This is a genomic window from Paenirhizobium selenitireducens ATCC BAA-1503, from assembly GCF_900492185.1.
GTDB classification, from domain to species: domain Bacteria; phylum Pseudomonadota; class Alphaproteobacteria; order Rhizobiales; family Rhizobiaceae; genus Allorhizobium; species Allorhizobium selenitireducens_A.
Genome location: NZ_UEYP01000001.1, coordinates 343,793 through 367,459 on the forward strand (window position 1 = coordinate 343,793; position 23,667 = coordinate 367,459).

The window sequence follows — 23,667 nt, forward strand, 5'->3', positions numbered from 1 at the left end:
ATGGTTTTCGCCCTCCCTTTTTCGCGAGCCGTCCTGCTGTTCAGGCGCCATTCGCCCGACGAGATCAGAGCGCCTTCGCCCTTGCCGCCTTGGTGAACCGCTTGATCACCATCTCGCGCTTGAGGCGGGAGATATGGTCGATGAACAGGATGCCGTTGAGATGGTCGATCTCGTGCTGCAGGCAGGTGGCGAGCAGTCCGTCGGCCTCGGTCAACTGTTCCTTGCCATCCCGATCGAGCGACTTGACCGTGACGGACGCCGGACGCTCCACCTCGGCATAGTAATCCGGGATGGACAGGCATCCTTCCTCATAGACGGAACGCTCGTCCGACGACTTGATAATCTCCGGATTGATGAAGACCAGCGGACACTTGTCCTCACCCTCCTTGGAAACGTCGATCACGAGCAGCCGGCGCGGCACGCCGATCTGGATGGCGGCAAGCCCTATGCCCGGCGCCTCGTACATGGTTTCGAGCATGTCGTCGGCAAGCTTCTGCAGTTCCGAATCGACATGCTCGAAAGGCGTTGAGACCTGGCGCAGCAGGGGGTCGGGAAGAATGATGAGCGGCTTGATGGTCATGGGGCTCCCATATCGCATCTTTTCCGGCGATGGAATCGAAAAACGCGGGCCTGGCCCGCGTTTCCGGCAAGTCGCGAACGGAAGAGCAGAAGCTCTAGGCGGCGTATCTTTGCGAGGCCGGACGGCGTTCACTCGCACCTGCCCGGTCGGCATGGCCGCGCGTACTCAACTGGCCGAGCAATTGGACAAGTCCGGCAACCTCGCTGCGCAGCCGCTGCGTTTCGGCGGAGGTCTGTTCAACCATGGCGGAATTCTGGTGGGTGAGGGTGTCCATGCTCTGGGTTGCCTGGTTCACCTCCTTGAGGCCGGTCGCCTGATCCTTGGCGGCGGTGGCGATCTCGGACACGATGGCGTGGATCGTGTCGATGCGACTGATCATGTCGGCGAGCGCCGTACCGGTATTGGAGACAAGGCCGACGCCCTCGTTGACCTGGTTGCTGCTCTGCGAGATCAGCCGCTTGATTTCCTTCGCTGCATCCGCGCTGCGCTGGGCAAGCTGGCGGACTTCCTGGGCAACGACGGCAAAACCCTTGCCGGCTTCACCGGCACGCGCAGCCTCAACGCCCGCATTCAGCGCCAGCAGATTTGTCTGGAAGGCAATCTCGTCGATGACGCCGATGATCTTGGAAATCTCGGTCGATGATTTCTCGATCTCCGCCATGGCGGCAATCGCCTGGGCGACGACGTCGCCGGAACTGCGGGCCTGCTGCTGGGTGTCGTGCACCGCCATCGAGGCCCGTTCGGCATTGGTTGCCGTCTGGCCGACGCTGACCGACAGCTGCTGAAGCGCGGACGAGCTCTGCTGCACGCCGGCTGCCTGCTTGGCGGTGCTGACGGCGATGTCGTCCGAGGCCTTGGCGATCGTCTCGGTGCCGTCGAGGATTTCCTCCGAGGCGCGGCGGATAGAGGCGAAGGACTCGCTCAGACGAACGACGGTTTCGTTGTAGTCGACGGCCATCCGCTTGAAATTGTCCGGCAGATCCGTGGTCATCTTGCTCTCGAAGTCGCCACGGGCCAGCGCCTCGAGACCCCGGCGCAGATGCTCCATGGCGATCTGCTGGTCGGCCTCGAACTGCTTGCGATCCTCCTCGAGCTGCTTACGCCGCTCCTCGAGCGTGTCGAGGTAGACCGAGATCGAGTAGTCCATGTCGAGCATGGACGCCTTGATGAGAGCACCCAGCTTGTCGGCCAGCGCCGCCGCATGATGCTTGCCGAAGGGGAAGGGCCAGTGCTTGACCAGCACGCCGGCGACCAGCTCGGTCATCAGCATGGAATAGCCGCCGATATACCAGCGCGGCTCCAGGCCGATCCGCGCATGGGTCCTGCCGATCGCCGTCACGCCCTTGACGTAGTCGGGATCGAAGGTTCCCTTGGAAACCTTGTCCCAATGACCCAGCTGGGCATTCTTCGCCCCCGCCATATGCTCCTTGCTGCTGAAGAAGCGGGCGAGTTGCGGCGTGGCGCCGACCTTGGCGTAGAATTTGTCGAGCACGCCGCCGAGAAGTTCACTGAGGGACGGTCGCAGGGAGTTCAGTATCTTGGACGTCTTCTGGTCAATCTCGAGGAATGCCAGACGTTCCTCCAAACTCTTGTCTGCTTCTACACTCATGATATCGCCATGCTTTCTCGGGCGCCTTGATGCGCGCTCCAAATTTTAGGAATACATGACAACAATTCGTGAAATTCCTAAATGGAACATGAACAGGTCGCGCGAGAAATCACCACGCCATGGCCCATCCCGGGACGACCGGACCTGGGCCATGGCGGCATTGCGTGAAGAGAGCCATCAGCCGGCGCGACGGTAGGCCGCCGTGTGGTCCTGTTCTCGACGCGCGTGAGCGACCGTCGAGACAGCCGCGGCGTCGCGCGTCCGGAAACCACGCAGCGCGGCAACGAGGCGCTCGACCTCGTCGCGGAGCGTCAAGGTCTGGGCGGAGGTCTCCTCGACCATGGCGGCATTCTGCTGGGTGATCGTGTCCATGCTGGCGACCGCCGTGTTGACTTCCCGCAGGCCGCCCGATTGATCGGACGCGGCACCGGCGATGCCCTCGACGATCCCGTTGATTTCGCCGATGCGACCAATGATCTGGTCGAGCGCCTCGCCGGCGCTGTTGACCAGGCCCACACCGGTCTGCACCTGTCCCGAACTCTGGGAAATCAGACCCTTGATCTCGCGAGCCGCATTGGCGCAGCGTTGCGCCAGTTCGCGAACCTCCTGGGCCACGACCGCGAAGCCGCGGCCGGCCTCGCCCGCGCGGGCCGCCTCCACCCCGGCATTGAGGGCGAGAAGGTTGGTCTGGAAGGCGATCTCGTCGATGACGCCGATGATCTTGGAGATTTCGTCGGACGACTTCTCGATCGCCCCCATGGCGCTCACCGCGCGGGTCACCACTTCGCCCGATGCCCTGGCCTCGTCGAGGGTGATGCGCACGACGCTCGCCGCCTTTTGCGCTCCATCGGCTGCGAGTGTGACGTTCTGGGTCAATTCGTGAAGCGCGGCCGTGCTCTCCTCGAGCCCGGCAGCCTGCTGTTCCGTCCGCTGGGCGAGGTGATTGGACGCCTCCGAAATGGCCGTCGTCGAACGTAGGATCTCTTCGGCCGCGCCGCGCACCGTGCTGATCGTGTCGCGCAGTTTCTCGACCGAAGCATTGTAGTCATGGGCCATGCCGACGAAGTTTTCCGGCTGATCGGGCGAGAGTTTGGCCTCGAGATCGCCGCCAGACAGCCGGTTCAGCACATCGCTGAGGGCGGCGAGCGCGACCGCCTGCTGATGCTCGGCCTTGACGCGCGCGTCTTCAGCCGCCTTCCGCTCGGCGGCCAGGATGTCCAAATAGACGGTGATCGCATAATCCATGTCGAGAAGAGCAGCCTTCACCAGAACGCCGATCTCTTCGCCGAGCACCTTGCCTTCCTTGCGGGCGAACCGCGATGGCCAGCGCTCCCGGACCACGGCATGGATGAGTTGTTCGATCAACAGCGCATAGCCGCCGATGTACCAGCGGGGCTCCAGTCCGATGCGGGCATGCGCTTGGCCGACGGCGGTCACGCCGGCGACGTAACGCTCATCGAACTGTCCCGTCGTGACGATGTTCCAGTGACCCTCCTGCCGCTTCTTGGCCCCCTGAAGATGGTCCTCATTGCGAAAGAAGGCGGCGGTCTCGGGCGTGCCCCTGACCTTCTTGTAGAAGACGTCGAGCGCCGAGCCGATGTTCTTGCCGATGGTCGGCGCAAGCGCCCTAAGCTTCTGTCTTGCCGTCTCATCGAGACCGAGGAACTGGAGTCTGGCCCCGAGGCCGCTATTTTCATCGTGTCTGGTCATGTTAGCCCCGGGCGCTGGATCGGCCGTTGAAAGTTGTTTTTGCGATGCGTTATTTAGCTTTGATGAATTGTCGAGAAGGGTAAATATTTGATTTAGCTAATCTGCGATTTATGTCCATTCGCGGGACACTTGCGCCCTCACTCCTTCCCCAATGAGGCCCTGTCCGACCCGACCGGCGATGCGCAGTGCATTAGCCCGCGGCGCGAGACACGCCGGCAAATGTTCCTGATTTGATCTGTCACGACCGAGAGAATCTGCTAGTCTCCGCGGCCATGAACAGCACCGATCTCACAGCGCTCGCCATCGACACATTTGGTCTTTCTCCCTCCGCACTTGTCGGCATCGTCGGCGCGACACTGCTCGTTTTCCTTTTCCTGCTTCTCCTGTCCCTGCGCCGCTCCAGTCGCCTTCGCGCTGGGATGGAGATGGAAGCGGCTCGACGCGAAGCCGTGGCCGAGGCGCGGCTTGCGGAACTGCTCCGGGCCCAGGCGGAGATGCACGGACGACTGGCCGCCATGTCCGACGTGTTCGGCAAACGTCAAACGGAGCTCAACCAGACGATCAACCAGCGGCTGGACGGCCTGACCCAACGCCTCGGCACGACGATCACCGAGCAGACGAAATCGACGCATGAGAACCTGCGCCACCTGCAGGAACGTCTGGCGGTGATCGATGCGGCGCAGAACAATATCCAGTCGCTCGCCAAGGACGTGGTCGGGCTGCAGGCGATCTTGTCCAACAAGCAGACGCGGGGCGCCTTCGGCCAGTCGCGCATGGAAACGATCGTCGCGGACGGCCTGCCGATGGGCGCCTACACCTTCCAGTCGACGCTCTCGAACGGCATGCGCCCCGACTGCACGATCCGCATGCCGAACGGTTCGCCGCCGCTGGTGATCGACGCGAAGTTTCCGCTCGAGGCCTGGAACGCCATTCGCGACGCGCAGACGCCGGAGGAAAGGAAACTCGCCGGCCAGGCCTTTCGCCGCGATATCGAGGTGCACATTCGGGACATCTCGGCCAAGTACCTGATTGCTGGCGAAACGCAGGATATGGCCTTCCTGTTCGTTCCATCGGAATCGATCTTTGCCGAGATCCACGAGCATTATGAGGCGGTCGTCCAGAAGGCCCATCGCCTGCGTGTGGTGATCGTCTCGCCCTCGCTGCTGATGCTGTCGATCCAGGTGATCCAGGCCGTCCTCAAGGACCAGCGCATGCGCGAGCAGGCGCACCTGATCCAGGGCGAGGTCGTCCACCTGATGGAAGACCTGGTCCGCCTGGACGAACGCACGAGAAAGCTGCAGGGGCATTTTCTCGCCGCGCAAAAAGATGTGGACATGATTCTCACTTCCGCCGACAAGCTGACCAAACGGGGCGCCAGGATCGAAGCCCTCGAATTTCAGGCGGGCTCGGCCGCATCGACCGACGAGGACCAGAGATCGGTGGAGAGCCGAACCGGCCTGCTGAAGCTGAGGATCGTCGACGACGAATAGGACCCGGTCCAACCAAGACCAAGGACGGAAACACGCATGATCACCGTATTCGGCTCCATCAACATGGACCTCATCGCCACGACGCCCCGGCTCCCCAAACCGGGCGAAACGGTATCTGGCAGCGGCTTTTCAACCGCCGCCGGGGGCAAGGGCGCCAATCAGGCCTTGGCCGCGCGCCGGGCCGGCTCTACCGTGCGCATGGTCGGCGCCGTGGGGGGGGACGAATTCGCCGCGCCGGCGCTCGCCCTCTTGGAGGAAGCGGGAACGGATCTCGGCGCCGTCCGGCGCGTCGGCGGACCGACCGGAATCGCCCTTATCCTGGTCGGCGGCGACGGCGAGAACATGATTACTGTGGTGCCGGGCGCCAACGGCATGGTTGGCGAGCAGGAAGCCTCGGCAGCTGTCGCGGTCATGCAGCCGGGCGATTTTCTCATGCTGCAGTTGGAAGTACCGGCAGAAGCCGTGGAGCGGGCGCTGATCGAAGCGAAGACGCGCGGCGTTTCGAGCATCTTGAACATCGCCCCGCTGACAGCGGATGCCGTGCGTCTCGGGCGGATGGCCGACATCGTCATCGCCAACGAAACCGAATTCGAGCTTTTCGCCGGACGTGGCGCCCTGACCGCGCCGCAGCGCGAGGACGCCCTGATGCAACTTCATCGGGAGACCGGCCAGACGCTGATCGTCACGCTCGGCGCCGAGGGCGTGATCGCCGCGCGAGAATCCAAGCTCCATCGGGCCCGTGGCCTGGCGATCGAACCGGTCGACACGGTTGGCGCGGGCGACACCTTCTGCGGCTATCTCGCCGCAAGCCTGGATCAGGGATTTGATTTCGAAGCCGCGCTTCGCCGTGCAGCCGTCGCCGGGTCGCTTGCCTGCCTCAAGCATGGGGCCCAGCCATCCATCCCCACCGCCAACGAGGTCGAGCCACATCTCTAGGAGACGCCCGCTTCGGCCGCCCCTTTTCACCATCCCGGATCAGAGGCGGGCGAAGCGCTCGATCAGCAGGTCGAAGAAGCCGTCGGCATCGACATGGCGCATGACGCGCGCATTCGGCGTGCGGTTCGATACCCGCCACCAGTCGACCACCGTCATGCCGACCGTCAGCTCCGAAGTGGTCTCGATCTCGACATTGCAATGCCGGCCGGAAAAGAGTTCGGGCCTGAGAAGATAGGCGATCACGGTCGGATCGTGCAGCGGCCCGCCGTCAGAGCCGTATTTTTCCTCGTCGAAGCGCTCGAAGAACTCCAGCCAGTCGACCATGACCTTGGCCGGTCGGGTGCCGAGCGCGGCAAGCCGGGCCACGCGAGCCTTGGTGGTCATCAGCTGGTGAGTCACGTCGAGCGGCATCATGACGAGCGGGATTCCCGCCCTGAAGACGATGTCGGCCGCTTGAGGATCGACATAGATGTTGAACTCCGCCGCGGGCGTGATGTTGCCGCCTTCGAAGAAGCCGCCTCCCATCAGCACCAGTTCGCGGATGCGCGGGGCGATGTCCGGCGCCTTCCGGATCGCCATGGCGAGATTGGTCAGCGGGCCGAGCGTGCACAGCGTCACGCTGCCCTCCGGCTCGCGGCGCAGCGTCTCGACGATGAAATCGACGGCGTGCTGCGGCATGACCTGCATCGTCGGTTCGTCGAGCACCGCGCCATCGAGACCCGTCTTGCCGTGAACGTGCTCGGCGGTGACCAGCGGGCGTTCGATCGGCCTGTCGGCGCCCTCATAGACCGGGATGTCGGTGCGGACACACAATTCGCAGACGATCCGCGCATTGCGGCTCGTCAGCCTCAGGGGCACGTTGCCGGCGACGGTGGTGATCCCGAGGATGTCGAGCTCTTCCCCGCTGGCAAAGGCCAGCATCAGGGCCGCCGCGTCATCCTGCCCCGGGTCGGTATCGATGATGATTTTCCTGCGCTCGGTCATGGCCGCCATCCTGTTCAAAGGGTCGCCTGATGAGCCCGGTCAAGGCTTTTGTCAAGTATCGGCACGGTGTGTCCGCCACTCCGGGCCGCCTCTCCTTGATCGACGGCGCCAAAGCGCATCTTCCTCAGAAAAGGGAACACGAACGATTTGGCGCCACCTTGCGCAACGGCTCTCTCCCGAACGCCGCGGTCCGCCCGCGTGAGGCGAAAATGGTGCGAAAAATTAACATTTCCGCTGCACAGTAGGGTTAACGGCATGATCGTGCCGTAGCTCCCTGAAGTGGCGGAGGACCGGAATGTTGATGAGAGAAGTAAACGCGCGTCTTACCCAGTCGGAACTGGCCCATCTCGGTGCCGGCGAAGTGGGATACATCCGCAAGATGCGTTCCGAGGAAGTGTCCCGCTGCTTTCCGGAAGCGCCGGATATCGATCCCAGCCTCGATCTCTGGGCCCTGTTCGGCGCCGACGGTACGCCGATCCTCCTGACCGACAATCGCTCCAGCACCTTCTACAAGGCAGCCGAGGACGAATTGAAGACGGTCAGCCTGCACTGACCTTCGACGTCACGACCTAACGAATGTGAGATAGGCAGAGGCGCGGCCTTCGCGCTTCGCCTTGGCTTCGTAGCGCGTGCCCGGCCACCCGGAGAACGGGGTCCGCCAGTCCGCCGCATTGCGCGCGGTCCATTGGAAGCCGCCATGTCGGCTGCAATGCTGCAGCGTCCAGTTCAGATAGGTATCGATGTCCGAGGCGAAGCAGAACAGGCCGCCGGGCTTCAACACGCGATGGAAACGCTCGAGATTGACCTGCGAGACGAAGCGCCGTTTCCAATGCTTCTTCTTGGGCCACGGGTCGGGATAGAGCAGGTCGATCTGGTCGATCGAGCCGTCCGGCAGCCAGTCGAGCAGCTGCGTGGCGTCATCGTCATGAACGCGGATATTGTTCAATCCCTCGGCCTCGACCACGGCCAGAAGCTTGGCCATGGAGTTGACGAAGGGCTCGACGCCGATGAATCCGGTCTCGGGGTTGGTGCGGGCGCGATGAACGAGATGCTCGCCGCCGCCAAAGCCGATTTCGAGGCGGACCTTCTCCACGGCAAACGGAAAGAGCGACTTGATGTCGACCGGGGCCGGAGAAGCCAGATCGATCTTCAACGCCGGCAGGAGGGTTTCCATTCGCTCGACCTGCTGGTCGCGCAACGGCTTTCCCTTTCGCCGACCGAAGAAGGCTTCGGTCGACCGTGTCCTGCGTTCCGCTTCCGTCATTCGTTCAAGCCTTGAGAGCATCCTTGAGCGGCTTGACCAGATCGAGCTTCTCCCAGGAGAAGGAGCCGTCACGGCCAGCCTTGCGGCCGAAATGACCGTAAGCCGACGTCTTAGCATAGATCGGCTTGTTCAGGTCAAGATGGCGACGGATGCCCGACGGGGAGAGATCCATGACCTTGCGGATCGCGGCCTCGACCTCGTCCTCGGTCACCTTGCCGGTGCCGTGCAGGTCGACATAAATCGACAGCGGCTGGGCGATGCCGATCGCATAGGAGATCTGGATGGTGCAACGGTCGGCGAGGCCGGCCGCGACGACGTTCTTGGCTAGGTAGCGCGCAGCATAGGCCGCCGAACGGTCAACCTTGGTGGTGTCCTTGCCGGAGAAGGCGCCGCCGCCGTGGGGGGCCGCACCGCCATAGGTGTCGACGATGATCTTGCGGCCGGTCAGGCCGGCGTCGCCGTCCGGGCCGCCGATGACGAACTTGCCGGTCGGGTTGACGTACCACTTGCAGTCATCGGCGATCTTCAGGTCGCCGAGCGCTTCGCGAATATAGGGTTCGACGACCGAGCGGACCTTGTTCGAATCCCAGCTGTCATCGAGATGCTGGGTGGACAGGACGATCGACACCACTTCAAAGGGCTTGCCGTCGACATAGCGCACGGTCACCTGGCTCTTGGCGTCGGGCCCGAGCTTGGCAGCCTCGCCTTCGCCCTTCTTGCGAGCGGCGGCGAGCAGCTGGAGAATGCGGTGGGCGTAATAGATCGGCGCCGGCATGAGGTCCGGCGTTTCGCGGCAGGCATAGCCGAACATGATGCCCTGGTCGCCCGCGCCTTCGCTGTTGTCATGGTCGGCGGCCTTGTCGACGCCCTGGGCGATGTGGGCGGACTGCGAATGCAGCAGCACGTCGATGCGCGCCGTCTTCCAGTGGAAGCCGTCCTGCTCGTAGCCGATGTCGCGGATCGCCTTGCGGGCGGCCGACTTGAATTTCGAGGGATTGATGACCTTCTCGCCGTTCTTGTCGAGCTTCATCAGGCTGTCGGGCAGGCGAACCTCGCCGGCGATCACGACGCGGTTGGTCGTTGCCAGGGTCTCGCATGCGATTCGCACGTTCCAGGGGTCTTCACCAGTCTTGGCGGCTTCCCGGTAAACCAGGTCGACGATTTCGTCGGAGATGCGGTCACAGACTTTGTCCGGGTGACCTTCGGACACAGATTCACTGGTGAAAAGATAGTTCGCGCGCATGCGGGATTCCCCTCAAAGAACAGGCCTTGCCCTTGTTAGTCAGTTCACGCACGAAAAACAAGGAGACAACGACATAAATATATCTTTATATCGACATTTCCGCGACCCACTGAGCAGAAAAAAAGCGGCCGGAGCCGCTTTCTTCCATCGATCGCAGCGGAAATCAGTCGGCATCGGCTTCGGCAGCCAGCGCCTTGACCAGATCCACCAGCTTGCGACGCACCTTCGGGTCGGTGATCTTGACGAAAGCGCGGTTGAGCTGCAGCCCCTCCGACGAGGACAGAAAGTCGACGACGTAGTTGGAGCTCGATGCTTCGGCCATGCCGGAGGCACCCGATGCCTGATCGCCCGGCGCGTCTTCGAAGAAGAAGGAAACCGGAACATTCAGAATGCTGGAAATGTTCTGCAGCCGGCTGGCGCCGACGCGGTTGGTGCCTTTTTCGTATTTCTGGATCTGCTGGAAGGTGATGCCGAGGCTCTCGCCCAGCTTCTCCTGGCTCATGCCCAGCATGGTACGGCGAAGGCGAATCCGGCTGCCGACATGGATGTCGATCGGGTTCGGCTTCTTCTTATTCTCAATCATGTTGCGATCCTGACAAGTGTTGGCATTGCACCATAACCCTCTGCTCCGGACGGACCATAACGTGGCGTTGCACACGCCATTCAGGAACTTTAAGCATACGTACGGACCTATGGTTCAATCCACTATGCAATTTTAGGGGTTTTTGGTCAATTCGTCCGAAAAATAAAACCCATGCGTGAAATCAGCGCAGTCAATACCATAGCAAGCACAATCAACCAAAAGTTGATCGATCGGTCGACATTGTTCCATTTTGAAACGGACACTAACCCGATGGTTGCATCTGCCGCCCCTCTGGCGTTCAGCGCCACCCCAGAAATGATACGCCCGCGGACATCGACAATGGCGGAAATGCCGTTATTGGCGCTGCGAATGAGCGGCAAACCGGCCTCGACGGCGCGGATTCTGGCCTGGAGGAAGTGCTGATAGGGGCCTGGGGTGGCGCCGAACCAGGCGTCATTCGTCACGTTGAGGATCGCTCCGGCCTCGCCCGCCGGAATGTCGATCTCGTCGGGGAAAATGATCTCGTAGCAGATCAGCGGATAGAGACCGACGCCCGAGGGAAGCGGGAGCAGCGACCGATCCGAGGCCGCCGAGAACCCGCCGGGCAGGCTCACGAGGTTGTCGAAGCCGACCCGGCGCAGCACATCCTCATAGGGAACATATTCGCCGAACGGCGTCAGGTGAACCTTGTCGGATGCCGACAGGATCTGCCCCTTGTCGTCGATCACGTAGACGGAATTATAATAGCGCGGCGCCTGCCCTGCCCCCTGCTCCTCGGCGCGCACGGCGCCGCTGACCAGCACCTGCCCGTCCTTCAGCACATCGGCGATCCGCGCCAGGGCGTCGGGATGCTCGGTCAGGATGAAGGGAATGGAGGTTTCCGGCCAGACGATCACATCGGGCTGCGGCTTTCCCGCCTCTACCGGCTCGGCGGACAATTCCAGGTGCTGGTTGAATATGTCGATCCGGTCGGCGTTTTCGAGCTTGCGCGCCTGGTCGATCACCGGCTGGACGAGCCGCACCGTCAGCGTCTTATCACCGCTCGGCAGAGACTGTCCCAGCATGTAGGCGCCAAAGCCGAGGTGGGCGGCAAACAGCAGCCCCGACAGGGCGAGCCCCGGCAGCAGACCCTTGCGGGTTCCCAGCAGTGCCGGAACCGAGAAGACAAGGACCGCCAATGTGCTCACGCCGAACAATCCGAGCGGGGCGGCCGATTGCATCATCAGCGGGATCGGCATGGCGCCGTAACCGATTGCATTCCACGGGAAGCCGGTGGCGACAAAGCTGCGGAGCCATTCGGCCAGACCGAAGCCGGCGGCCAGTGCCGCGATCCGACCGATCCCATCCGACCAGAGCAACCGTGCGAGCAGGGTCGCCAGTCCGTAGAACAGGGCAAGCACCGCCGGCAGGCCGAGGACGGCCAGCGGAAGCGCCCAGGCGAAGTCCTCCGCCTCGATCAGCAGTGCATTGCCGAGCCACCACAGGCCGGCAACGAAATAGCCGAAGCCGAACAGCCAACCAATGACGAAGGCGGATCGAAGGCCATAGGAATGGGCCCGATCAGGATTGCCCGACACCCCGTCGAGCAGCCACACCAATAGCGGAAAGGAGACGAACAGGACTGCGAAGAAGCCGAAGGGCGGCAGGGCCAGGGCCCCGAGCGCACCGGCGAGAAACGCCAGGAGTGCGCGTCTCGCTCCTGCAAGCAGCATGATCCTTCCGGCCAGCCGTTCCATCCCGTCCCTTTCCCGTCGCCCCGAATCAATCTGCCCGCAGTGTTCCAAAAAACACCGGACTTGTCGTGCGGATAGCAGCGGACAGCAGAGGGCGGCCGGAAACCGGACCGTCAGGCATTGCCCTCGATGTCGAGGGGAGCGGCTGGGTTGGCGGCAACCGTGTCGGCTGCGGTTGGAGTCCGCAGCTTGGCGGCCTTGGCCGGGATCTCGACGTCGCCCTTGATGATGCGCCGCCGTGCGGCCGGCCGCTTGCGAACGACCCGTACGCGCTTGATACGGCGGGGATCGGCGTCAAGAATGTGGAACTCGAAGCCTGGCAGCGCCTGGACCACCTCGCCGCGGACGGGAATCCGGCCGAGCGCAGCAAATATCAGGCCACCAAGGGTGTCAACATCGTCGAGCTGATCGCGAACATCGAAATCGGAACCGATCGCCACGGCGATCTCCTCCAGTTCGACCCGCGCATCGGCCACCAGAACATCGTCCGACATCCGGCTGAACATGGCCTCCTCGTCGTCATGTTCGTCGTCAATGTCGCCGACGACCATTTCGACGATGTCCTCATGCGAAACCAGACCGTCGGTGCCGCCATATTCGTCGATCACCAGGGCAATCTGGGTGCGGGCCGTCTGCATGCGGCTCAAAAGGTCGGAAGCCAGCATAGAAGGCGGCACGAACAGGATCGACCGGACGATGCCGCATTCGGCCACGGTCTTCGACAGATCGACGCGACCGAGATCGAAATCTGTCTTGGCGGTGCGCGGGGTCTTATCCGCCTTGTCGGACTTGTCGGCCTTGTCCGCCACCGACTTGTCGCCAGCGGACGACGCCGCGCGTGACCCGTTGCGCCGCTTGTTGCGGGCCTGCTTGGTGACGTAGGACAGAAGATCGCGGATGTGCACCATGCCGCGCGGATCGTCGAGCGTCTCGCAATAGACAGGCATGCGCGAGCGTCCGGATTCCTCGAACAGGACCATCAGTTCGCCGATGCTGATGTTTTGATCCACGGCCTCGATGTCGACCCTCGGCACCATCACATCCTCGACCCGCACCTCGCGGAAACGCAGGATATTGTGGAGCATCGCCCGTTCTTCAGGGGTGAAGACATCGCTCGTTCCGGCGTCGGCCTTCAGCGCGTCGGTCAGGTCTTCGCGAAGGCTCGATGTCTGCGGCGGACGCAGGATTCGCGCGGCGCGAGCCCAGAAGGAAGCGTGGGTTCGGCCGGAAGTTTCCGGCCTAGAAGGACTTCCGCCCTCTTCGGAAGAGGAACCGTCCGATCCCTCATTGGCCTCGGAGGCCAGTCGTGTCGCAAAATCGCTCATCATTCCAAACTGTCAAACCGGGTCCTGGCCCGCATAGGGATCAGATAATCCAAGTGAGGCCAAAATGCGAGTCTCAAGGCTCTCCATTCTTTCCGCTTCCTCGCGGTCCATGTGGTCATAGCCGAAGAGATGCAGAAAACCGTGGACCATCAGATGGGTCAGATGGTCAGCGAAACTCTTTTCGAGATCGACCGCTTCGCGCTCAACGGTCTCGCGCGCGAGGATGATGTCGCCGAGCATCGGGCCGGGCTTTCCGCCGGGGACGAGCGGAAAGGCGGGAAAGGAAAGCACGTTGGTCGGCTTGTCCTGCCCGCGCCATTCCGCATTGACCGCCCGCACCTGCTCGTCGTTGGAGAAAACCAGCGACACCTCGATCGGCATGGCGGGAAAGGGCTGTTTTTCCTCGCTGCGCAAATATTCCGCAGCCGCCTCCAGCACTTTGCCCGCCAGGCTTTCCAGTTCGGCTTCCTGCGCCCAGCCCTCGGCTTCGATGGCGATCTGTATGTCGAGTTTCGGCATCATCGGGTTCCGGCCTAGCGGTCGGTCTGCTCGCTTTCGTCCTGGACGGCATATTGCGCATCATAGGCCCGCACGATGCGTCCGACCAGCGGATGGCGCACGACATCGACATCCTTGAAGCGCACGAAGGAAACGCCCTCGACATCCTTGAGGATCTGCAATGCCTCGACAAGGCCCGATTTCACCCCACGCGGCAGGTCGACCTGGCTCGGATCGCCGGTGACGATCATCCGCGCATTCTCGCCGAGACGCGTGAGGAACATCTTCATCTGCATCGACGTGGTGTTCTGGGCCTCGTCGAGAATGACCGCGGCATTGGCCAGCGTGCGGCCACGCATGAAGGCGAGCGGGGCGATCTCGATGACGCCGGCGGTGATCGCCCGCTCGACCTTGTCGCCGGGCATCATGTCGTAGAGCGCGTCATAAAGCGGCCGCAGATACGGATCGACCTTCTCCTTCATGTCGCCGGGCAGGAAACCGAGGCGTTCACCGGCCTCGACGGCCGGACGCGACAGGATGATGCGGTCGACCGCGCCGCGTTCCAGCAATTGTGCCGCATGGGCGACCGCCAGATAGGTCTTCCCGGTGCCGGCGGGACCGACGCCGAAGACCAGTTCCGAGCGCTCGAGCGCCCGCATATAGACGTCCTGCGTCGGCGTGCGGGCGGAGACCGTCTTCTTGCGCGTAGCGATCTGCGCCATGGAAAGCTTGGCCTTGCGCTCCATCGTCGGCAGCGTCAACTGATCGTCGGCGGCAACCGCCATGCGGATCGCACCCTCGACGTCGGACGCTTCCACCGAGCCGCCACTTTGCAGCCGGGCATAGAGAAAATCCAGCGCGCGGCGCGCCTGGTTGGTTGCGAGCAGTTCACCGGAAATAGAGACGGAATTGCCCCGCGCCCGGGCCTGGATCTGCAGCCGATCCTCCAGCAGCTTGAGATTCTGGTCGAACTGACCGAAGAGCTCACTGGCGAACCTATTGTTCTCGAACGTCAAGATGAAGTGATTGGCGTCGGTCACGGCGGCATGGAGGTTGCGTGAGGATGAAGTAATCACTTCTTGTGGGTTCAAGCGATCAGGCTCCTGTGCGATCAGGTTCTGGCCCTCACTCTAACCCTCTGCCACCTCGGCAAACAAGCTGTTCGGGCCGGCTGCGGTGATTCGTACATTGATAATGTCACCGATTTTCGACTGGTTTGCATCAACATTCACAGATTGCAGCCAGGGAGAGCGGCCAATCAATTGACCGGGCATGCGACCGGGCTTTTCCAGAAGTAAGTCGATTTCGCTGCCAATCAAGGAGCGGGAGAAATCCTGCTGCTGTTTCAGCAACAATTCCTGCAGTCTGGCGAGGCGTTCGGTCTTCACATCCTCGGCCACGTGATCCGGCAGATCGGCACCCGGCGTTCCGGGACGCGTCGAATATTTGAACGAATAGGCCTGGGCGTAGCCAATGGTTTCGACCAGATCCATCGTCGCCTGGAAATCCGCTTCCGTCTCGCCGGGGAAACCGACGATGAAATCGCCGGACAAGGCAATGTCCGGACGGGCCGCGCGGATACGCTCGACCAGAGCGATGTAGTCCGCGGCATTGTGGCGGCGGTTCATCGCCTTGAGGATACGATCGGAGCCGGCCTGTACCGGCAGGTGCAGATAGGGCATCAGCATTCTGAGATCGCGATGCGCCTCGATCAGCCGGTCATCCATGTCGCGCGGATGGCTTGTGGTGTAGCGCAGACGGGCCAGCCCCGGGATATCCGCCAGCCGGTAGAGCAGGTCGCCAAGCCCGATAGGTCGGCCCGACGCGTCCATGCCGTGCCAGGCATTGACGTTCTGGCCCAGCAGGGTCAGTTCGCGAACGCCGGCGGCGACCAGTTTTTCGGCTTCCGAGACGATCTGTGCGATCGGGCGGGAAACCTCCGAACCGCGCGTATAGGGCACCACGCAGAAGGTGCAGAACTTGTCGCAACCTTCCTGCACGGTGAGGAAAGCGGTCACGCTGCGCGCCCTGCCCTTCACCCTGGTCGGGTCCGGCAGATGCTCGAACTTGTCTTCCAGCGCGTATTCGGTATCGACCACCCGCTCGCCGGAGCGCGCGCGCTTCAGCGCCTGGGGCAGGCGATGGTAGGTCTGCGGGCCGATCACCACGTCGACTGCGGGTTCCCGGCGGGCGATCTCGTCGCCTTCCGCCTGGGCGACGCAGCCGGCGACGCCGATCATGAACTCGCGGCCCTCGGCGGCGCGGGCCTTCTTCGTCTCGCGCAGCCGGCCGAGCGCCGAATAGACCTTTTCGGCCGCCTTTTCGCGGATATGGCAGGTATTCAGGAGAACCAGATCGGCATCGTCCATGGTCTCCGTGGCGACATAGCCCTCGGCGGCCAGCGCATCGGACATGCGGCCGGAATCATAGACGTTCATCTGGCAGCCATAGGTCTTGATGAAGACCTTGCGCTCGGCAAGGGCGGTGGCGCCTTGCGGCTGATCGGTGGCGGCAAGAAGTGCGGTGTCCTGGGTCATGCGGGCTATTTAGTGGTTTTTGCCGGCGGATTAAACCGAAAAATGCCAAGCGGCCCCTAGCGCCACAGCCGGCCGCGCAGATGGTCGAGCAACATGCTGCGGATTCGCTTTTCCACCAGTGCCGCAACCTGCTTGCGATTTCCGCCCTGGCGATACTCGACGACTTCTCCGAAACTGACGTCGACATCGATCGCGCCCGCCTTCAGCACGCCGAGGAGGTGCGGCACCATGCCGACATCGCCCGGCCAGCCGGCCAGCGGCCGGTGGTAGCGTCCCATCGGCATGCCATGCACGCGCGTGTAGGCGATCGCCACGGGCTGGACATAGACGACGCCTTCGGGGGCGAGCGGCAGGGCGGCGGCGGCGGCACCGAACAGGGAGGTTTTCACATCGAGAACGCGGTTGCCGTCAGAGGTCGTCCCCTCCGGGAACAGCACGACGATCTCTCCATCGGCCATGCGCTCGGCAATCTCGCTCACCTGGTCGCCGGTGCGGCGCTTTTCCTCACGCACGACGAAAATGCTCTTCTGCAACCTCGCAAGCAGGCCGAAGATCGGCCAGCCGGAGACCTCGGTCTTGGCGATGAAGACGACGTCGGCAAGTGCGCCGAGCACCAGAATGTCCTTCCACGAGGCGTGGTTGGCGGCAATCATCAGCGGACGATGGCGCTCCAGCCTGCCATGGGAGCGAATGCGGATGCCGATCAGACGACAGGCCAGTCCATGCCAGAGACGGGGAAGCCGGCGGCGCAGTTTCCAGTCAAAACGGAGAGCCAGAAGCTGGATTGGCGCGAGCAGCAGAGTCATGATCGCAATCACGAGCAGGACAAGCGCGACCCTCAACCAGTTGATCACGCAATCACCCCAGTTGACGGACGCATGGTTCAGCCTTCGTCCTTGGCAAGCGGCACACCGTACAGTTCGAGCCTGTGGTCGACGAGGCGAAAACCGTGCTCGCGGGCGATGCGCTCCTGCAGCGCCTCGATCTCCGGCGAATGGAACTCTATGACAACGCCGGTCTTCAAGTCGATCAGGTGGTCGTGATGTTCTTCCGGTACGGTTTCATAGCGCGAGCGGCCGTCGCGGAAATCGTGGCGCTCGATGATGCCGGCGTCCTCGAACAGCTTGACCGTGCGATAGACGGTGCTGATCGAGATCTTTGCGTCGATCTTCACCGAGCGGCGGTAGAGTTCCTCGACATCGGGGTGGTCGGCGGATTCCTCGAGAATCCGCGCGATGATGCGACGCTGTTCGGTCATGCGCATGCCGCGCTCGACGCACAATTCCTCCAGCGATTTGGGTGCTTCGCTCATGACCAGAATGTTCCCGCGCGTGCCACTCTTATGACAGAGGCAACTATCGAAGATCGCGCCGCATGACAAGCGCAGAGGATCGCCGTCCACTTGCGTCGGTGTAATAGGCGGGCCGCTCGCCGGCCTTCTGGAAGCCGAGCTTGCGATAGAGGCCAAGGGCGGCCTGGTTGCCGTCGTCGACCTCGAGGAACATGGCTTCGCCGCCGCGGCCACCGGCCTCACGCATCGCCGCCTGCATCAGCCGCCATCCGAGGCCGAAGCGAGCGCACTTTTCGCCGACGGCAATCGTCAGGATTTCCGCCTCGCCCGCCGTCTCCCGCGCCAGCACGAAACCCGCCAGCGGGGCCTTGAAGATCAGGGTATTGGTCTGCCAGACGACGAAACCGAAGGAATTGGGCTGGAGCAGAAGGCTGAGGAACTCGCCGTCGTTCCATGCCTTGGAGAAGCGCTGGGCATGCAATTCCGCGACCGCGGCGCAATGCTCGGCCGCCATCGGCACGATTTCGAATTCGGGTTTGCGATTGAGATAGGTGTCCAGCATCGGCCTTCACGCTCGGGATACGGCAAAACCCGTCTGCGGTTTGGCATCGGGTCCGCGCAAGTATAGCGGCGTCGGCTTGCCCGCAGCTTTCGCCTCCGCGCCGAGCATGGCGGCAACCGAAATAGAGAACCGGTCGCTTTCCGTCACTGCGCCAGCGTCAGACAGAAGAGGCCCGGCGGAACCAATGATCTGCCATTCCCCGGAAGAGGCAAGCGTGCGGAACTCGTCGAGGGACGTCATTTCTGCCGCGCCCAGCGGTTCCAGCGCCGCGGAAAAGCGCTGCAGATAGATTTCACCGCGCTTGGCATCCATCGCCGCCAGCACGGGCATCCCTTGGTTTGGCACCATGTGCGCCAGAATGGAAAGCGTCGATATGCCGACGGCCTCGATGCCGAGCGAGAGCGCCAGGCCACGCGCGGCGGCGACGCCGACGCGGATGCCGGTGAACGAGCCGGGGCCAATGGTCACGGCGATGCGCTCAACCGCCGACAGATCGATCTTGGCGGCATCGAGCGCCGCATCGATCGTCGCCATCAGTTTTTCCGCATGGCCCCGACCGATCATTTCGGTCGCTTCACCCCGCAGACGATGAGCGTCGCCGTCATAGACCGCCGCGGAACAATCGACGCCGGCCGTATCGATCGCCAGTACGATCATTCCCCGCTCCTCGCGACCCGCGGTCAGACCGCTTCGACTTCCTGCACTTCGGGCACGAAATGGCGCAGCAGGTTCTGCACGCCGTGCTTCAAGGTCGCGGTCGAGGACGGGCAGCCGGCGCAGGCGCCCTTCATGTTGAGATAGACCTTGCCGTTCTTGAAACCGCGGAAGGTGATGTCGCCGCCGTCCTGGGCGACGGCCGGGCGGACGCGAGTCTCAAGCAGTTCCTTGATGGTCGCGACGATCGTTTCGTCGCCCGCTTCGAAGAACTCTTCGTCGCCGTCCTCGTCATTGGCGGTCGCGGCCGAGCCCATGACCTTTGCTCCGCTCATGAAATGCTCCATGATCGTGCCGAGGATCGCCGGCTTCAGGTGCTGCCATTCCGGACCGTCCTTGGTGACGGTGACGAAATCATAGCCGAAGAAGACGCCGGTCACGCCGGGAATCGAGAAGATCCGGGCCGCCAGCGGCGAGACGGCTGCGCTGTCGGCGTCGCGAAATTCGGCCGTGCCGGACTCCATCACGACCTTGCCGGGAAGAAACTTGAGCGTCGCCGGGTTCGGCGTGGCTTCGGTCTGTATGAACATGGGAACCTCCGAGCGGCTTCAAGGGCCGCCGTTCAATTTAGAATGCTTCAAAAAAGATAGTCCTGAACGCAACGGCCTTCAAGCCTGATCTGACATTCGCCACGCGGCCGATCAGCAGAGCGCGTCGATTTCCTCGTTGGTGAGGGAATCCGGCAGGACGGTCACGGGGATCGGAAAGGCGGCACCGCGCCCGGCGATCATCGAAACCAGCGGACCGGGTCCCTCCTTGGTCGACCCCGCCGCCAGGACGAGGATGGCGATGTCGCGGTCCTCCTCGATCAGCCCGTTGATCGCAGCGGTGGAATTTCCCTCGCGGATGACGATTTCCGGCTCGATGCCGATCGTCTCGCGCACGGTCTGCGCCGCCTTGGCCATCACGGCCTCCGCCTCCTCGCGAGCCTCGGCCCGCATGATCTCCTCCACGCCCAGCCATTGCTGGAAATCGCCTTCCGGGATGACATACATCAGCACCAGACCGCCATTGGAGTTCTTGGCGCGTCGCCCGGCATAGTGCACCGCGCGCGAGCATTCCGGCGTATTGTCGATCACCGCCATGAACTTGCGTCGGTGACCTTCGAGGCGTGACAGGCGTGTTGAAACCATAGGGTACCCCGCCGCAGGATGGGTTGAACTTCAGCCATATTCGCGGCTGGCTCGCTTTTTCCGGCCGCGCAGGATGGCCGCGACTTTACTGCACGAAGCCGATAATGTCGCGGACTTCCTTCATGGTTTTTTCCGCGCGCGCCCGCGCCCTTTCGCCGCCGTCGCGCAGGACGCCGTCGATATAGGCCGTGTCGCCCATCAGGCGGCGCATTTCGCCGTTGACCGGCGACAGGACTTCGACGGCGAGCTCGACGAGCGCCGGCTTGAACACTGAAAACTGCTGTCCGCCGAACTCGTTGAGCACATCTTCCTTGGTACGGTCGGAAAGGGCGGCGAAGATGCCGACCAGGTTGTCGGCTTCGGGGCGGCCTTTCAGGCCATCGGTCTCGCTCGGAAGCGCGTCCGGGTCGGTCTTGGCCTTGCGGATCTTCTTCGAGATGGTTTCCGCATCATCCATCAGGTTGATGCGCGACAGGTCGGACGGATCCGACTTCGACATCTTCTTGGTGCCGTCCTTGAGGCTCATCACGCGCGGCGCGGGGCCCTCGATCAGCGGCTCGACCATCGGAAAATAGGCATGAACCGGCTCCTCGCCGACCGTGATGTCGATGCCGTAGCCGGTGCGGCGGATCTGTTCCACGAAGTCGAGATTGAACTTCATGGCGATGTCGCGGGTCAGTTCCAGATGCTGCTTCTGGTCCTCGCCGACCGGTACATGAGTGGCGCGGTAGACGAGAATGTCGGCCGCCATCAGGCTCGGATAGGCGTAGAGACCGAGCGACGCCTGCTCGCGGTCCTTGCCGGCCTTGTCCTTGAACTGCGTCATGCGGTTCATCCAGCCGATGCGGGCGACGCAGTTGAAGATCCAGGCCAGCTCCGCATGCTGCGGCACGGCCGACTGGTTGAAGACGATATGGTTCTTCGGATCGATGCCGCTTGCCAGAAACGCCGCCGTGATCGAGCGGATCTGGCCCGGCATGTCGTCATGGACGAGCTGGGCCGTCAGCGCATGCAGGTCGACGACGCAATAGATGCAGTCGTGATGTTCCTGAAGCGCGACGAACTTGCGGATCGCACCGAGATAATTGCCAAGATGGAGATTGCCGGTCGGCTGAACGCCGGAAAAGACCAGCGGCTTGAACTCACCCATGATTGTCCTCAACAGGCTGGTGGAGGGCCCGATCTGTCGATCGAAATTAGCCAGCGGCTTATGCACCCCGAAAGGTCGACAATCAAGGGCCAGTTTTGCCGCCCCTGGAGCTCGAGCACGGTCGGAACTCAACCCGGAATTTTCCCGAGAACCGCGCCCGGAACGCAGCGCATCCGCCACCGAGGTTAATGCAGATTAACCATTGCGGCAGCAGGATTCCTGAATTGGAGCATTTTTCTCCTTATTGACGTCACTTTTAGGAATGAAATGCCTCCCCGCAACCTAGATAGCCTTTCATGAGGAAAGGTCCTTCCACGGGGGATATCATGCGCATTCCTTATCGCGTCGCGCTTGCCTGCCTCTTGACGCTCAGCCTGAACACCGCGGCTCTGGCCGGAAGCAGGGAGGAACGGCGTGTCGTCAAGCTGAAGCACGACTACACCGCCGCCTATACGCTGCAACGGGTCAGTGTGCGGGCCAATTGCTTTCCGAAGGAGCTCAGGCGGGTCCTTGCGCATATTGCGCATAAGACCGGCCGCAAGCCGGTCATCACGTCGGGCCACCGCCCACATTCCGGCGGCTCGCAGCACAGTCACTGCTATGCGGCGGATATTCGCGTGCCCGGCGTGTCGGAAAAACGCGTGCTGGCAGCCGCCGCCAGTGCTCCTGGTATTGGCGGCATCGGCCGGTACTGCAACGGCCTCGTCCATGTCGACATCGGTCCGAAACGCATCTGGCGTCATTGCGGTCGCCGCTAGGCCTTGGGCTTGCGCCTCAGGTTCCGCCGCAGCATGCCGATGTCTGCCCCGCCAATGGCAAAGGCGACGCCGAAGTAGACGACCATGGCGATGGCCACCAGGCCGCCAAGCGCTGTCAGCTGATGGAGCAACGAGGCATCCGGCGCCAGCCAGGCGGACCAATAGTCCGACAGATAGACCAGCATGACCGCCATGATCGCCGCGGCGATCATCAGGCGCAGGGTGCGGGTGAACAGGGCCCATTCCCAGGTCAGGTGACCGCGGCGATGCAGCGTTATGAAAAGCAGCACGGTGTTGATCCAGCCGGCGGCCGCCTCGGCGATGGCGATGCCGCGTTCGGCGAGGATTGGGAACAGCGAGATCGCCAGGGCGGAGTTGATCACCACGGAAATCCCGGTGAACCGCATCGGCGTGCGGGTATCTTCGCGGGCGTAGAAGCCCGGCTGCAATGCCTTGATCATGACGAAGCCCGGGAGGCCGATGCCGTAGATTGCCAGGATCGCGGCGACCACCGTGGTGTTCTCCTGCGTAAAGGCGCCACGCTCGTAGAGCACGCGGATGATCTCATCCGACAGGACCCAGAGCGCGGCTGCGGCCGGCAGGGTCAGGAACAGAACGAATTCCATCGAGCGGTTCTGGATGTTGCCGGCTTCCTTCATGTGACCGGCCTTCAGCGCGCGCGCGAGCTCGGGCAAGAGCACCACGCCGACGGCCACGCCGACGACGCCGAGCGGCAATTGATAGATACGGTCGGCATATTGAAGGGCGGCGATCGCCCCTTCCTTGCCCGAGGCGATCGCCTGGCCGATCAGCTGGTTGATCTGGGTGATGCCGCCGGTTACCGCGGCCGGAACGGCCAGCACCAGCAGGCGTTTCACGTTCGGCGTGAAGCGCGGAAATTTGAAGGAAAGCTTGATGCCGGCATGGCGCACACCGGCATAGACCACCGCCATCTGCAACACGCCAGCGGCGAGAACCGACCAGGAGAGATACCAGGCGGTCATCGCCGGATCAGCACCTGTATAGAGCGCCCAAAGGAGGGCGCCGATCATCAGGATGTTGAGAAAGACCGGAGCGATGGCGGCTGCGAAGAAGTGATGCAGCGAATTCAACATGCCGGACAGCATGGCGGTCAGCGACATGCACATCAGATAAGGGAACATGACCGCCGCAAGGCGCACCGTCAGGGAATATTTGACCGGATCATCGGAAAAGCCGGGCGCGATCACCCATTGCACCAGCAGCGGCATGGAAAGCTCCATGACGATGGTGATGAGCAAGAGCACGGTAAACAGCACGCCGAAGACTTCCTCGGAGAAGCGCTTGGCACCGTCAACGCCGTTGGCCTCGATCTCCTTGGCAAACAGCGGCACGAAGGCGGCGTTGAAAGCGCCTTCGGCAAACAGCCGGCGAAAGAGATTGGGAAAGCGGAAGGCGGCATAGAAGACGTCGGCCATCGGCCCGGTGCCGAGTGCTGCCGCCATCAGCGTTTCGCGGGCAAAGCCGAAGACGCGGCTGCCGAGCGTCGCGCCGCCGACGGTCATGAACTTCTTCACCAGCCCCATGG

At 62.8% G+C, this 23,667-nt stretch carries 25 protein-coding genes; 5 read left to right on the top strand and 20 right to left on the bottom strand.

Annotated features, from left to right (window positions below; translation table 11 throughout):
- Nucleotides 1-64: 64 nt before the first annotated feature.
- The 3 genes from def to RHIZ70P_RS01645 form a co-directional block, all read right to left on the bottom strand.
- The gene (gene def, locus RHIZ70P_RS01635) at nucleotides 65-580 is read right to left on the bottom strand and encodes a peptide deformylase (RefSeq protein WP_115668630.1); all 516 of its coding nucleotides are present in this window, start codon (nucleotides 578-580) and stop codon (nucleotides 65-67) included.
- Nucleotides 581-674: 94 nt separating this feature from the next.
- Nucleotides 675-2,192, bottom strand: coding sequence for a globin-coupled sensor protein (locus RHIZ70P_RS01640; protein ID WP_181903932.1), 1,518 nt, complete (start codon nucleotides 2,190-2,192; stop codon nucleotides 675-677).
- A 174-nt stretch (nucleotides 2,193-2,366) separates the two neighbouring features.
- Nucleotides 2,367-3,899 carry a methyl-accepting chemotaxis protein gene (locus RHIZ70P_RS01645; RefSeq protein ID WP_115668632.1) on the bottom strand — a complete coding sequence of 511 codons (1,533 nt, stop codon included), beginning with the start codon at nucleotides 3,897-3,899 and terminating at the stop codon, nucleotides 2,367-2,369.
- Between the two features lie 272 nt (nucleotides 3,900-4,171).
- Between RHIZ70P_RS01645 and RHIZ70P_RS01650 the strand changes: the two genes are divergently transcribed.
- Nucleotides 4,172-5,389: a DNA recombination protein RmuC gene (locus RHIZ70P_RS01650; RefSeq protein ID WP_115668633.1), complete on the top strand. Its 1,218-nt coding sequence runs from the start codon at nucleotides 4,172-4,174 to the stop codon at nucleotides 5,387-5,389.
- Nucleotides 5,390-5,425: 36 nt separating this feature from the next.
- Nucleotides 5,426-6,325, top strand: a complete 900-nt coding sequence (locus RHIZ70P_RS01655) for a ribokinase (protein ID WP_115668634.1) — start codon at nucleotides 5,426-5,428, stop codon at nucleotides 6,323-6,325.
- A gap of 39 nt (nucleotides 6,326-6,364) precedes the next feature.
- Here RHIZ70P_RS01655 and RHIZ70P_RS01660 read toward each other — a convergent pair whose 3' ends face one another.
- Nucleotides 6,365-7,309: a nucleoside hydrolase gene (locus RHIZ70P_RS01660; protein ID WP_115668635.1), complete on the bottom strand. Its 945-nt coding sequence runs from the start codon at nucleotides 7,307-7,309 to the stop codon at nucleotides 6,365-6,367.
- A gap of 29 nt (nucleotides 7,310-7,338) precedes the next feature.
- Here RHIZ70P_RS01660 and RHIZ70P_RS22735 point away from each other — a divergent pair, with 29 nt between their 5' ends.
- Both RHIZ70P_RS22735 and RHIZ70P_RS01665 read left to right on the top strand, forming a co-directional pair.
- Complete coding sequence (locus tag RHIZ70P_RS22735; protein ID WP_147293958.1) at nucleotides 7,339-7,554, top strand: hypothetical protein; 216 nt, start codon at nucleotides 7,339-7,341, stop codon at nucleotides 7,552-7,554.
- 50 nt (nucleotides 7,555-7,604) lie between these two features.
- Nucleotides 7,605-7,862 (top strand): DUF1150 family protein, encoded by a 258-nt coding sequence (locus RHIZ70P_RS01665; protein WP_115668636.1) that lies wholly within the window; start codon nucleotides 7,605-7,607, stop codon nucleotides 7,860-7,862.
- Nucleotides 7,863-7,871: 9 nt separating this feature from the next.
- Here the strand turns inward: RHIZ70P_RS01665 and trmB are convergent, their stop codons facing one another.
- From trmB to trpS, 15 genes are all read right to left on the bottom strand, one after another.
- Nucleotides 7,872-8,573, bottom strand: coding sequence for a tRNA (guanosine(46)-N7)-methyltransferase TrmB (gene trmB, locus RHIZ70P_RS01670; protein ID WP_115668637.1), 702 nt, complete (start codon nucleotides 8,571-8,573; stop codon nucleotides 7,872-7,874).
- Nucleotides 8,574-8,577: 4 nt separating this feature from the next.
- Complete coding sequence (metK, locus tag RHIZ70P_RS01675) at nucleotides 8,578-9,816, bottom strand: methionine adenosyltransferase (protein WP_115668638.1); 1,239 nt, start codon at nucleotides 9,814-9,816, stop codon at nucleotides 8,578-8,580.
- A gap of 163 nt (nucleotides 9,817-9,979) precedes the next feature.
- Nucleotides 9,980-10,399 carry a helix-turn-helix domain-containing protein gene (locus tag RHIZ70P_RS01680; protein ID WP_115668639.1) on the bottom strand — a complete coding sequence of 140 codons (420 nt, stop codon included), beginning with the start codon at nucleotides 10,397-10,399 and terminating at the stop codon, nucleotides 9,980-9,982.
- Between the two features lie 146 nt (nucleotides 10,400-10,545).
- Complete coding sequence (gene lnt, locus RHIZ70P_RS01685; protein WP_115668640.1) at nucleotides 10,546-12,135, bottom strand: apolipoprotein N-acyltransferase; 1,590 nt, start codon at nucleotides 12,133-12,135, stop codon at nucleotides 10,546-10,548.
- A 110-nt stretch (nucleotides 12,136-12,245) separates the two neighbouring features.
- Nucleotides 12,246-13,457: a transporter associated domain-containing protein gene (locus tag RHIZ70P_RS01690; RefSeq protein WP_115669033.1), complete on the bottom strand. Its 1,212-nt coding sequence runs from the start codon at nucleotides 13,455-13,457 to the stop codon at nucleotides 12,246-12,248.
- A 12-nt stretch (nucleotides 13,458-13,469) separates the two neighbouring features.
- Nucleotides 13,470-13,976 (bottom strand): rRNA maturation RNase YbeY, encoded by a 507-nt coding sequence (ybeY, locus tag RHIZ70P_RS01695; RefSeq protein WP_115669034.1) that lies wholly within the window; start codon nucleotides 13,974-13,976, stop codon nucleotides 13,470-13,472.
- Between the two features lie 14 nt (nucleotides 13,977-13,990).
- Nucleotides 13,991-15,046: a PhoH family protein gene (locus tag RHIZ70P_RS01700; protein WP_115668641.1), complete on the bottom strand. Its 1,056-nt coding sequence runs from the start codon at nucleotides 15,044-15,046 to the stop codon at nucleotides 13,991-13,993.
- Nucleotides 15,047-15,085: 39 nt separating this feature from the next.
- Nucleotides 15,086-16,492 carry a tRNA (N6-isopentenyl adenosine(37)-C2)-methylthiotransferase MiaB gene (gene miaB, locus RHIZ70P_RS01705; RefSeq protein WP_115668642.1) on the bottom strand — a complete coding sequence of 469 codons (1,407 nt, stop codon included), beginning with the start codon at nucleotides 16,490-16,492 and terminating at the stop codon, nucleotides 15,086-15,088.
- Nucleotides 16,493-16,548: 56 nt separating this feature from the next.
- Nucleotides 16,549-17,346: a lysophospholipid acyltransferase family protein gene (locus tag RHIZ70P_RS01710; RefSeq protein WP_115668643.1), complete on the bottom strand. Its 798-nt coding sequence runs from the start codon at nucleotides 17,344-17,346 to the stop codon at nucleotides 16,549-16,551.
- Between the two features lie 29 nt (nucleotides 17,347-17,375).
- The gene (locus tag RHIZ70P_RS01715) at nucleotides 17,376-17,804 is read right to left on the bottom strand and encodes a Fur family transcriptional regulator (protein ID WP_115668644.1); all 429 of its coding nucleotides are present in this window, start codon (nucleotides 17,802-17,804) and stop codon (nucleotides 17,376-17,378) included.
- Between the two features lie 43 nt (nucleotides 17,805-17,847).
- The gene (locus tag RHIZ70P_RS01720; protein ID WP_115668645.1) at nucleotides 17,848-18,345 is read right to left on the bottom strand and encodes a GNAT family N-acetyltransferase; all 498 of its coding nucleotides are present in this window, start codon (nucleotides 18,343-18,345) and stop codon (nucleotides 17,848-17,850) included.
- 6 nt (nucleotides 18,346-18,351) lie between these two features.
- Nucleotides 18,352-19,002: a tRNA (adenosine(37)-N6)-threonylcarbamoyltransferase complex dimerization subunit type 1 TsaB gene (tsaB, locus tag RHIZ70P_RS01725; protein ID WP_115668646.1), complete on the bottom strand. Its 651-nt coding sequence runs from the start codon at nucleotides 19,000-19,002 to the stop codon at nucleotides 18,352-18,354.
- A 23-nt stretch (nucleotides 19,003-19,025) separates the two neighbouring features.
- Entirely contained in the window at nucleotides 19,026-19,589 is a 564-nt protein-coding gene (locus tag RHIZ70P_RS01730) for a NifU family protein (RefSeq protein ID WP_115668647.1), read from the bottom strand.
- A gap of 111 nt (nucleotides 19,590-19,700) precedes the next feature.
- Nucleotides 19,701-20,192 (bottom strand): universal stress protein, encoded by a 492-nt coding sequence (locus tag RHIZ70P_RS01735; protein ID WP_115668648.1) that lies wholly within the window; start codon nucleotides 20,190-20,192, stop codon nucleotides 19,701-19,703.
- Nucleotides 20,193-20,277: 85 nt separating this feature from the next.
- Complete coding sequence (gene trpS / locus RHIZ70P_RS01740) at nucleotides 20,278-21,342, bottom strand: tryptophan--tRNA ligase (protein ID WP_115668649.1); 1,065 nt, start codon at nucleotides 21,340-21,342, stop codon at nucleotides 20,278-20,280.
- A gap of 326 nt (nucleotides 21,343-21,668) precedes the next feature.
- Between trpS and RHIZ70P_RS01745 the strand changes: the two genes are divergently transcribed.
- Nucleotides 21,669-22,100, top strand: a complete 432-nt coding sequence (locus RHIZ70P_RS01745) for a YcbK family protein (RefSeq protein ID WP_115668650.1) — start codon at nucleotides 21,669-21,671, stop codon at nucleotides 22,098-22,100.
- On the opposite strand, the gene murJ is transcribed toward RHIZ70P_RS01745, so the two are convergent.
- On the bottom strand, nucleotides 22,097-23,665 hold the full coding sequence (gene murJ, locus RHIZ70P_RS01750; RefSeq protein WP_115668651.1) for a murein biosynthesis integral membrane protein MurJ: 1,569 nt from the start codon (nucleotides 23,663-23,665) through the stop codon (nucleotides 22,097-22,099). The genes RHIZ70P_RS01745 and murJ overlap by 4 nt on opposite strands.
- Nucleotides 23,666-23,667: the final 2 nt, after the last annotated feature.

Bases quoted from the DNA above. Each gene is read 5' to 3' on its own strand.
- RHIZ70P_RS01665 (WP_115668636.1), top strand. From the start codon at position 7,605: ATGTTGATGAGAGAAGTAAACGCGCGTCTTACCCAGTCGGAACTGGCC.
- RHIZ70P_RS01735 (WP_115668648.1), bottom strand. From the start codon at position 20,192: ATGGTTTCAACACGCCTGTCACGCCTCGAAGGTCACCGACGCAAGTTC.
- RHIZ70P_RS01745 (WP_115668650.1), top strand. From the start codon at position 21,669: ATGCGCATTCCTTATCGCGTCGCGCTTGCCTGCCTCTTGACGCTCAGC.
- trmB (WP_115668637.1), bottom strand. From the start codon at position 8,573: ATGACGGAAGCGGAACGCAGGACACGGTCGACCGAAGCCTTCTTCGGT.
- tsaB (WP_115668646.1), bottom strand. From the start codon at position 19,002: ATGATCGTACTGGCGATCGATACGGCCGGCGTCGATTGTTCCGCGGCG.
- RHIZ70P_RS22735 (WP_147293958.1), top strand. From the start codon at position 7,339: ATGAGCCCGGTCAAGGCTTTTGTCAAGTATCGGCACGGTGTGTCCGCC.
- murJ (WP_115668651.1), bottom strand. From the start codon at position 23,665: ATGGGGCTGGTGAAGAAGTTCATGACCGTCGGCGGCGCGACGCTCGGC.
- RHIZ70P_RS01730 (WP_115668647.1), bottom strand. From the start codon at position 19,589: ATGTTCATACAGACCGAAGCCACGCCGAACCCGGCGACGCTCAAGTTT.
- ybeY (WP_115669034.1), bottom strand. From the start codon at position 13,976: ATGCCGAAACTCGACATACAGATCGCCATCGAAGCCGAGGGCTGGGCG.
- trpS (WP_115668649.1), bottom strand. From the start codon at position 21,342: ATGGGTGAGTTCAAGCCGCTGGTCTTTTCCGGCGTTCAGCCGACCGGC.
- miaB (WP_115668642.1), bottom strand. From the start codon at position 16,492: ATGACCCAGGACACCGCACTTCTTGCCGCCACCGATCAGCCGCAAGGC.
- metK (WP_115668638.1), bottom strand. From the start codon at position 9,816: ATGCGCGCGAACTATCTTTTCACCAGTGAATCTGTGTCCGAAGGTCAC.
- RHIZ70P_RS01715 (WP_115668644.1), bottom strand. From the start codon at position 17,804: ATGAGCGAAGCACCCAAATCGCTGGAGGAATTGTGCGTCGAGCGCGGC.
- RHIZ70P_RS01660 (WP_115668635.1), bottom strand. From the start codon at position 7,309: ATGACCGAGCGCAGGAAAATCATCATCGATACCGACCCGGGGCAGGAT.
- RHIZ70P_RS01645 (WP_115668632.1), bottom strand. From the start codon at position 3,899: ATGACCAGACACGATGAAAATAGCGGCCTCGGGGCCAGACTCCAGTTC.
- lnt (WP_115668640.1), bottom strand. From the start codon at position 12,135: ATGGAACGGCTGGCCGGAAGGATCATGCTGCTTGCAGGAGCGAGACGC.
- def (WP_115668630.1), bottom strand. From the start codon at position 580: ATGACCATCAAGCCGCTCATCATTCTTCCCGACCCCCTGCTGCGCCAG.
- RHIZ70P_RS01680 (WP_115668639.1), bottom strand. From the start codon at position 10,399: ATGATTGAGAATAAGAAGAAGCCGAACCCGATCGACATCCATGTCGGC.
- RHIZ70P_RS01720 (WP_115668645.1), bottom strand. From the start codon at position 18,345: ATGCTGGACACCTATCTCAATCGCAAACCCGAATTCGAAATCGTGCCG.
- RHIZ70P_RS01690 (WP_115669033.1), bottom strand. From the start codon at position 13,457: ATGAGCGATTTTGCGACACGACTGGCCTCCGAGGCCAATGAGGGATCG.
- RHIZ70P_RS01650 (WP_115668633.1), top strand. From the start codon at position 4,172: ATGAACAGCACCGATCTCACAGCGCTCGCCATCGACACATTTGGTCTT.
- RHIZ70P_RS01655 (WP_115668634.1), top strand. From the start codon at position 5,426: ATGATCACCGTATTCGGCTCCATCAACATGGACCTCATCGCCACGACG.